The organism is Pseudomonas sp. HMWF006, from assembly GCF_003061205.1.
Taxonomy (GTDB): domain Bacteria; phylum Pseudomonadota; class Gammaproteobacteria; order Pseudomonadales; family Pseudomonadaceae; genus Aquipseudomonas; species Aquipseudomonas monsensis.
This window is the reverse complement of record NZ_QAIU01000071.1, coordinates 1-6,759: the sequence shown is the minus strand read 5'-3', so window position 1 is coordinate 6,759 and position 6,759 is coordinate 1. Positions and strand designations below refer to the sequence as shown.

Annotated in this window: 6 protein-coding genes and 2 pseudogenes; 5 read left to right on the top strand and 3 right to left on the bottom strand. The window is 60.3% G+C overall.

The annotated features are described in order from the left end of the window. Together DBR24_RS31400 and DBR24_RS02670 are read right to left on the bottom strand one after the other, a co-directional pair. A pseudogene (locus DBR24_RS31400) lies at positions 1-407 on the bottom strand (cystathionine gamma-synthase); the annotation flags it as partial. A gap of 84 nt (positions 408-491) precedes the next feature. Next, positions 492-1,391, bottom strand: coding sequence for a LysR family transcriptional regulator (locus DBR24_RS02670; RefSeq protein WP_128613822.1), 900 nt, complete (start codon positions 1,389-1,391; stop codon positions 492-494). A 194-nt stretch (positions 1,392-1,585) separates the two neighbouring features. Between DBR24_RS02670 and DBR24_RS02665 the strand changes: the two genes are divergently transcribed. The 5 genes from DBR24_RS02665 to DBR24_RS02645 all read left to right on the top strand — a co-directional run bounded on the left by DBR24_RS02665 (position 1,586) and on the right by DBR24_RS02645 (position 6,342). Next, on the top strand, positions 1,586-2,977 hold the full coding sequence (locus DBR24_RS02665; RefSeq protein ID WP_128613821.1) for a COG3014 family protein: 1,392 nt from the start codon (positions 1,586-1,588) through the stop codon (positions 2,975-2,977). 209 nt (positions 2,978-3,186) lie between these two features. Continuing rightward, positions 3,187-4,581, top strand: coding sequence for a COG3014 family protein (locus DBR24_RS02660; RefSeq protein WP_123469746.1), 1,395 nt, complete (start codon positions 3,187-3,189; stop codon positions 4,579-4,581). A gap of 15 nt (positions 4,582-4,596) precedes the next feature. Then, entirely contained in the window at positions 4,597-4,971 is a 375-nt protein-coding gene (locus tag DBR24_RS02655) for a YcfL family protein (protein WP_064379914.1), read from the top strand. A gap of 36 nt (positions 4,972-5,007) precedes the next feature. After that, entirely contained in the window at positions 5,008-5,595 is a 588-nt protein-coding gene (gene lpoB, locus DBR24_RS02650) for a penicillin-binding protein activator LpoB (RefSeq protein WP_123469750.1), read from the top strand. Between the two features lie 3 nt (positions 5,596-5,598). Continuing rightward, positions 5,599-6,342, top strand: a complete 744-nt coding sequence (locus DBR24_RS02645; protein ID WP_123469752.1) for a penicillin-binding protein activator LpoB — start codon at positions 5,599-5,601, stop codon at positions 6,340-6,342. 217 nt (positions 6,343-6,559) lie between these two features. On the opposite strand, the pseudogene DBR24_RS02640 reads toward DBR24_RS02645, so the two are convergent. After that, positions 6,560-6,759 (bottom strand): annotated as a pseudogene (locus DBR24_RS02640) (threonine transporter RhtB); the annotation flags it as partial.

Here is a 6,759-nt window from a genome sequence, read left to right as displayed (position 1 = left end):
CCGCGGATGGGATCCGGCGTAATGATCGGTGCCTGGCTGACTTCATACGCGACCGCCAGTTGTGCCCCCAGCTGCCGGGCCTGACGGGCGACTTCGGCGCCGTCCTGTTTGGCGCTGATAGCGGCGTGCAGAGCCGCGACGCCTTGCTCCAGCGCCGCCTTCTCCGGCTTGACCGGCATGCCGGCGATCAGGCCTTGCAGCACCTGGGTGAATTCCAGTTGCTCGCGGTATTCGCCGTCGTCGACAACCTTGCCCGCCGCCACCGTCGGCGGGTAATCCGCACTGATGTAATCGAGCAAGTGCAGCGCCTGCGGGGCGCCTTCCACGGTATCGGCGAGCAGATTGAAGCTGCTCAAGGCAAGCAACGGAAACGCCAGCCAGGCCAGGAAACGGGACGCGGCAGTCATGAAGAATTCTCAAATGGAAATGCGAAGTTACATATTGTTCACTTCGAACGCCTTTCACTCAAGCTTTGTCGACGGAGAACCGGTTCAGCGCAATGGCATCGACGCGTTTCGGTAGTGTTCGAGCATGAATTCGACAAACACCCGCACCTTGAGCGCCACGTGTCGGGCATGGGGATAGAGCGCGTAATAGTGGCGTTGACCGAGGCTGCAATTGGGCAGGATCTGCACCAGCCGCCCCGCCAGCAGATCGTCCTGCACCGTAGCCCGGGTGAACGCGGCAATGCCGACACCGGCCAGCGCCGCAGCGTGCAACGAGCTGATCGAGTCGGCCTTGAACCGGCCTTGCGCGCGCACGCTGCTGGTGCCCCCACGCGCATCGGTCAGCAGCCAGTCGCTGCCGCCGGCAAACGCCAGTAACTGATGTCCGGTCAGCTCGCGCACCTGACGGACCAGGCCATGACGGGCGACGTAGCCCGGTGACGCCACCAGCAACATGTCCGAAACGGTCAGCAGGCGCGCCACCAATGACGAATCGTCCAATGGCCCGCAGATGCGCAACGCCACGTCGAAGCCCTCGGCGATCAGGTCGACGAAGCGGTCATCGCAGGACAGGTCCACCTCGATCTCGGGATAGCGCTGTTGAAACACCGGCAACCAGTGCGCCAGTTCCAGCGTACCGATGACCATCGGCGCGCTGATGCGCAGCACACCGCTGGGACTTTCGTGAGCCTGCCCCGCTGCCAGCGCAGCCTGATCAAGACGCTCGAGAATGTCCACGCACGCCGCGTAATACTGCTGCCCCGCCGTGGTCAGGCTGAAACGGCGGGTATTGCGGTTGATCAGGCGCGTGCCGAGTTCGCTTTCCAGTTGCTGCAACTGCCGGGAGATGGTCGAGTGGGTAGTGTCGAGTCGCTCGGCAGCGGCGCTGAATCCGCGACACTCGACAATGCAACAAAAGGCGCGCATGGCTTGCAGCTGGTTCATTGAAGTCCCGGGATTGGTAAGGCGTCAGACCGGCAAGGCTAGCTCAATCACGTTGCCCATCCCACCACCCGGCACGCTGCGCGCCGCCCATTGCCGGTGCAATGGACATACAAAAACGGCGAAGCACTTGGCCACTATTGCCCCCTATAATGCGCCACCTCGCCGCATTTCCCGTCCAAGGATGACTCCCCTTCATGCGCCATCGCTTGCTCCTGCCCCTGCTAATCACCGCCGCTGTGCAACTGAGCGGCTGCGCTGCCTATCGCAATTACGATCTGGAACTGCAACAGACCACTGACCAGTTCAAGGCGGGCAATATCGACGGCGCCCTGTCCGTGATCGAAACGAACAATCCGGATCCGGAAAAAGACCTGCTCTACTATTTCGAAAAGGGCGCCGTACTGAGTGCTGGCGGCGAGTTTGCGCAGAGCCAGACAACCTGGCGCAGCGCCGAGCAGATGATCATCGAGCACCAGGACACGATCGAAACCACCGGCGACAAGTTGCTTGCCGCGATGGGTGATCACTGGGGCAGCATCATCAACGACAAGCTGCGGCGCTACGATGGCTACGACTATGAAAAGGTCATGCTGACCACGCAAATGGCCCTCAATCAGTTGGCGCAAAATGACTTCGATGGCGCCCGCGCCGACATCAGGAAAACCCACGAGCGCGAAGCGCTGATCGCCCGGCAACGGGAACTGGAATACGAAAAAATCGAGGAGGCCGCCAAGGCTCAGGGCGCACGCGTGCATTACAAGGATCTGCAGGGTTACCCGGTGGTGATGCTCGAATCGCCTGCGGTGATTGCCCTGAAAAACGGTTACCAAAGTGCATTCAGTCATTATCTCGCCGGCTTCACCTATGAAGCCCTGGGTGAAAAGGACCTCGCCGCGCCCGGTTACCGTCAGGCCATCGAGCTGCGCCCGGACATGGCTTTTTTCCAACAGGCATTGCACGACCTCGACAGCCCGGGGCTCAAGGCTGACGAAAGCGATGTGCTGATCATTGTGCAAAGTGGCCTGGCACCCGCCCGCAGTTCGGTTCGTGTGCCTTACCCGGTGAAACTGGCGGACGGGCAAGTCATCGTCGCGAACATTTCGTTTCCGGTGATGGTGCCGGACACCTCCACCGCGCCGATCAGTCAGGTCAGCATCGACGGTCGGCAGAAAAAACTGATCGAGGTCAACAGCATCACTGACATGTCCTTGCGCACCCTGCGTGACGACATGCCCGGAATTATCCAGCGCACGACCTACCGGGCATTCCTCGCGGCAGATGTTCAGGGCACGGACAATCGACGCAACCCGAGCAAGGCATCCTACGTGACCCACTGGGACAATCTCGAACAGGCCGATACCCGCACCTGGCGCACTCTGCCTAACCTGACGCAGGTCGTGCGCCTGCGCCTGAAAAAGGGCGAGCATCTGATCAGCCTGCCGAATGCCGCGACTCCACTGAAAATCCGCATCGACCAGAACCGCCAGATGATTGGTCTGCGCGTGCTGGGCGCGCGGATCTACGCGAACGGCAGCGCTTTTCAGTCCAGGCCATCTCCGGAAAATCGAGTATCCGGCCTGAAATAAGTGATAGCACCAAACTAACAAGTGCGATTAAAAAGCTATTACATAGCCAGCACCGCCCGCCTATAATGCCGCGCCTTCGTTATTGCGATGAGGCATTAAAGCTCCTCTTGTTATGAGGAATTGGCAGGAGGCCAGCGCCACTGTCGATGGGTCACCTCAGCCCGACCAGCATTCGCGGCTGCATTTACTCCAGGGAAGAAGTACCCCCCATGGCATTCCGCGCCCCCACTCTGATCGCGCTCAGCGCCATCACCCTGCTATCCGGCTGTTCAGCGTTTCGCAACTACGACTCGGAACTGGCCCAGACCAACCAGCAACTGGCCAGCGGCAACGTCGATGCCGCCCTGACCCTGCTGGAAAAGAACAACACCGGCCCCGACAAGGACCTGCTCTATTACTTCGAGAAAGGTGAATTGCTGCGCGCCAAAGGCGACCTGTCCGGCAGCCAGAACGCCTGGACCAGCGCCGATCAGGTGGTCGGGCAGTGGGAAGATGCGGTCAAGCTCGACAGCGCCAAATACCTGGCCCAGTTCGGCAGCTTCATCGTCAACGACAAAGTGCGTCGCTACGAGGGCTACGACTACGAAAAAGTCATGCTGACCACGCAGATGGCCCTCAACCTGCTGGCGGTCAATGACTTCGACGGCGCCCGCACCGCGATCAAGAAGACCCACGAACGTGAAGCGGTGATCGCCGACCTGCGCGACAAGGAATACCTGAAAAGCGAAGAAGAGGCCGAGAAAGAAGGGATCAAGACCCAGTACAAGGATCTGCAGGGTTACCCGGTCGCCAGCCTCGATGCGCCGGAAGTGGTCAGCCTGAAAAACAGCTACCAGAGTGCGTTCAGCCATTACCTGGCCGGTTTCGTCTACGAAGCCCTGGGTGAAAAGGATCTGGCTGCACCGGGCTATCGCAAAGCGGCCGAACTGCGGCCGAACACACCGTTGCTGGAACAGGCACTGGTCAACCTCGACAAGCCGTCCAAGTCTGACGACAGCGACATCCTGATCGTGGTGCAAAGCGGCCTGGCGCCGTCGCGCGACTCGATCCGCGTACCGCTGCCATTGCCGATTTCCAACAACGTGGTGATCACTCCGCTGTCGTTCCCGATCATCAAGCCTGACACCTCCACTGCGCCGTTCGCGCAGATCGGCGTCGATGGCCAGCAAGTCAACCTGACCGCCCTCAACAGCACCACCGCCATGTCCCGCCGCGCCCTGCGCGATGACATGCCGGGGATCATCGTGCGCACCACCGTGCGCGCAATCACCAAAGGTGTGGCGCAGAAGAAGATCAACGAAACCAACCCGCTCGCGGGTCTGGCCGTGGGTATCTCTTCAGCTGTGCTGGAAGGTGCCGATACCCGTACGTGGCGCACCCTGCCGGACAACACCCAGGTGGTGCGTCTGCGCTTGAAGAAAGGCGAGCACCAGGTCAGCCTGCCGAGCGCCGTGGGCGGTTCGGTGGTCAAGGTCACCGTCGACCAGCGTTATCAGGTGATCAGCCTGCGCGCCGTGGGCAATCAAGTATTCGCCGGTGGCATCGCCGCCCACGTGATCCCGAGCGCCGGCGCGACCAACGTCGCCAGCCTCAAACAACCTTAAGAACGGAGTCTTTGCATGCGCTTCAAACTCATCGCCGTTGCCGCCCTCGCCTTGCTGGCGAGCGGCTGCGCCACCCCGCCACCGCCAGAGCCGGGCAGCGCCGCGAGCAAGGTCGTGGCCATGGGGCCGCAGAAACACATCGTCGTCGGCGCCATGCGCGTCGCCCGCGAAAACGGCTTCATGACGGTCAATGTGCAGTTGAGCAACACGCTCAACAGCAACAAGACGTTCTACTACCGCTTCGCCTGGCTTGGCGCAGAAGGCTTCCCGATCGCCGAGGAAGAAGTCTGGAAAAGCCAGATGATGTACGGCGCCCAGACCAGCTTCATCCAGGGCATCGCGCCGACGCCGAAAGCCGTGGATTTCCGTCTGGAACTCAAGACGCCTTAAGTCCGCCACCCTATTTCTGTTTGAGAGAGCATTCCCATGTTTGCACGCTTTTCCTGCATCGCCGTCCTCGCCCTGCTGGCCTCCGGTTGCGCCAACACTTCGCCGACCCTGGGCAGCAAGAACATCAGCTACGGCGACACCAAAGCGGTTGAAACCGTGACCAACGAATTCGGTTCGACCGACCTGCAAATGATTGCCGAGTCGATGACCCGTTCCCTGGCCCAGTCCGGCATCCTGCAGGGTCGCCCGGTGGTTCAGGTCTACGACGTGAAGAACAAGACCAGCGAGTACATCGACACGCGTGAGATCACCACCAGCATCAAGACCCAGTTGATGAAAACCGGCGTGGCCCGTTTCGCCAGCGACAACAACGCCATGCAGAGCCAGGTTGACCAGCTCAAGCTGCAAAACCAGAGCGGCCTGTACAAGAAAAGCACCGTGGCCAAGACTGGCAACATGGTTGCCGCCAAGTACCGCATCGAAGGCTCGATCAGCTCGATCGTCAAGCGCAGCAGCGACTACAAGGACGTCTTCTACAAATTCAGCCTGCAACTGATCGACGTTGAAAGCGGTCTGGCCGAGTGGATGGACGAAAAAGAGATCCGCAAAACCACGGAGCGTTAATCAATGCGCACATGGATTGGCATGATGGCCCTGGCTTGCGCGTTCAGCGTGCAAGCGGCCCCGAAAGTCGCGGTGACGGATCTGGCGTATCAGGAGCGCGTGGAGCAATACATCCACATCGTTTCAGCGCAGAGCAATTACCGCGAGGGTTACTACAGCTCCAGTGGTTCTTCGAACTACAACGAGCTGGAAGCGACCACCAGCTACATCGAACAGGGTGAACTGCGTAAATTCACCGGCGACATCAAGGGTGAAATCCTGCGCACCGGCATGTTCCAGCTGGTGCAGGGCACGCCGTACACCGCGTCGTCCAAGGGTGACATCTACGACGTGATCAAGCGCATCAAGGCCGGCAACTTCAAGGGTGCCGACTATGTGCTGTTCGGCACCGTGTCGGACATCGACTTCACCCAGGACATGAACGAACTGGCGCACACCGACAGCTATTCGGCGGTGCTGGGCCTGACGCTGGTGGCGGATTTCAGCCTGATCAACACCAAGACCTACGAGATCACCTCGGCCTTCACGGCGATGGGTGAAGCGCAGGACACCAAACTGGTGAACGGCCGCGACATCAAGATCTCGCTGAACCGTCCTCGGGTGGTGCGTGAGGTGTCGAAAGCACTGGGGGAAGACGTGGCCGGGCAACTGAGCATGCAGCTCGGTGGTGGCGGCTACGAGCAGCCGCGCGAAGCACCACAGCGCAACAATCTGCCGCGTGATACCGCGCCGGTGATTTTGCACTGAGCCGGATCTGAGGCCTTTGTGGCGAGGAACTCTGTGGCGAGGGGATTTATCCCCGTTGGGTCGCGAAGCGGCCCTCGCTCTTGATTCAAGAAGATGAGGACTGCTGCGCAGTCCAACGGGGATAAATCCCCTCGCCACAAAAGCTCGCTTGCCCCGATGTCTCGGTAGAAATGAAAAAGGCGACCTCACGAGGTCGCCTTTTTTCTGCCTGAAAGGTTTACGCCGCCGCTTTGCGCAACGTTGCCATAAACGCCGCTGCACCGATGAACAGCCCGGCAAACGTGCGGTTCATGCGCTTCTGCTGCTGCGGTGTACGCAACAGGCGCAGCACCTTCGACGCCAGCCCGGTGTAGCCCGCCATGACAATCAGGTCGACAAAGATCATCGTCACACCAATCACCACATACTGAATCAGCA

Excerpts from the sequence above, each read along its gene's own strand:
- DBR24_RS02670 (WP_128613822.1), bottom strand. The coding sequence starts at position 1,391 with ATGAACCAGCTGCAAGCCATGCGCGCCTTTTGTTGCATTGTCGAGTGT.
- DBR24_RS02665 (WP_128613821.1), top strand. The coding sequence starts at position 1,586 with ATGCGCCATCGCTTGCTCCTGCCCCTGCTAATCACCGCCGCTGTGCAA.
- DBR24_RS02660 (WP_123469746.1), top strand. The coding sequence starts at position 3,187 with ATGGCATTCCGCGCCCCCACTCTGATCGCGCTCAGCGCCATCACCCTG.
- DBR24_RS02655 (WP_064379914.1), top strand. The coding sequence starts at position 4,597 with ATGCGCTTCAAACTCATCGCCGTTGCCGCCCTCGCCTTGCTGGCGAGC.
- lpoB (WP_123469750.1), top strand. The coding sequence starts at position 5,008 with ATGTTTGCACGCTTTTCCTGCATCGCCGTCCTCGCCCTGCTGGCCTCC.
- DBR24_RS02645 (WP_123469752.1), top strand. The coding sequence starts at position 5,599 with ATGCGCACATGGATTGGCATGATGGCCCTGGCTTGCGCGTTCAGCGTG.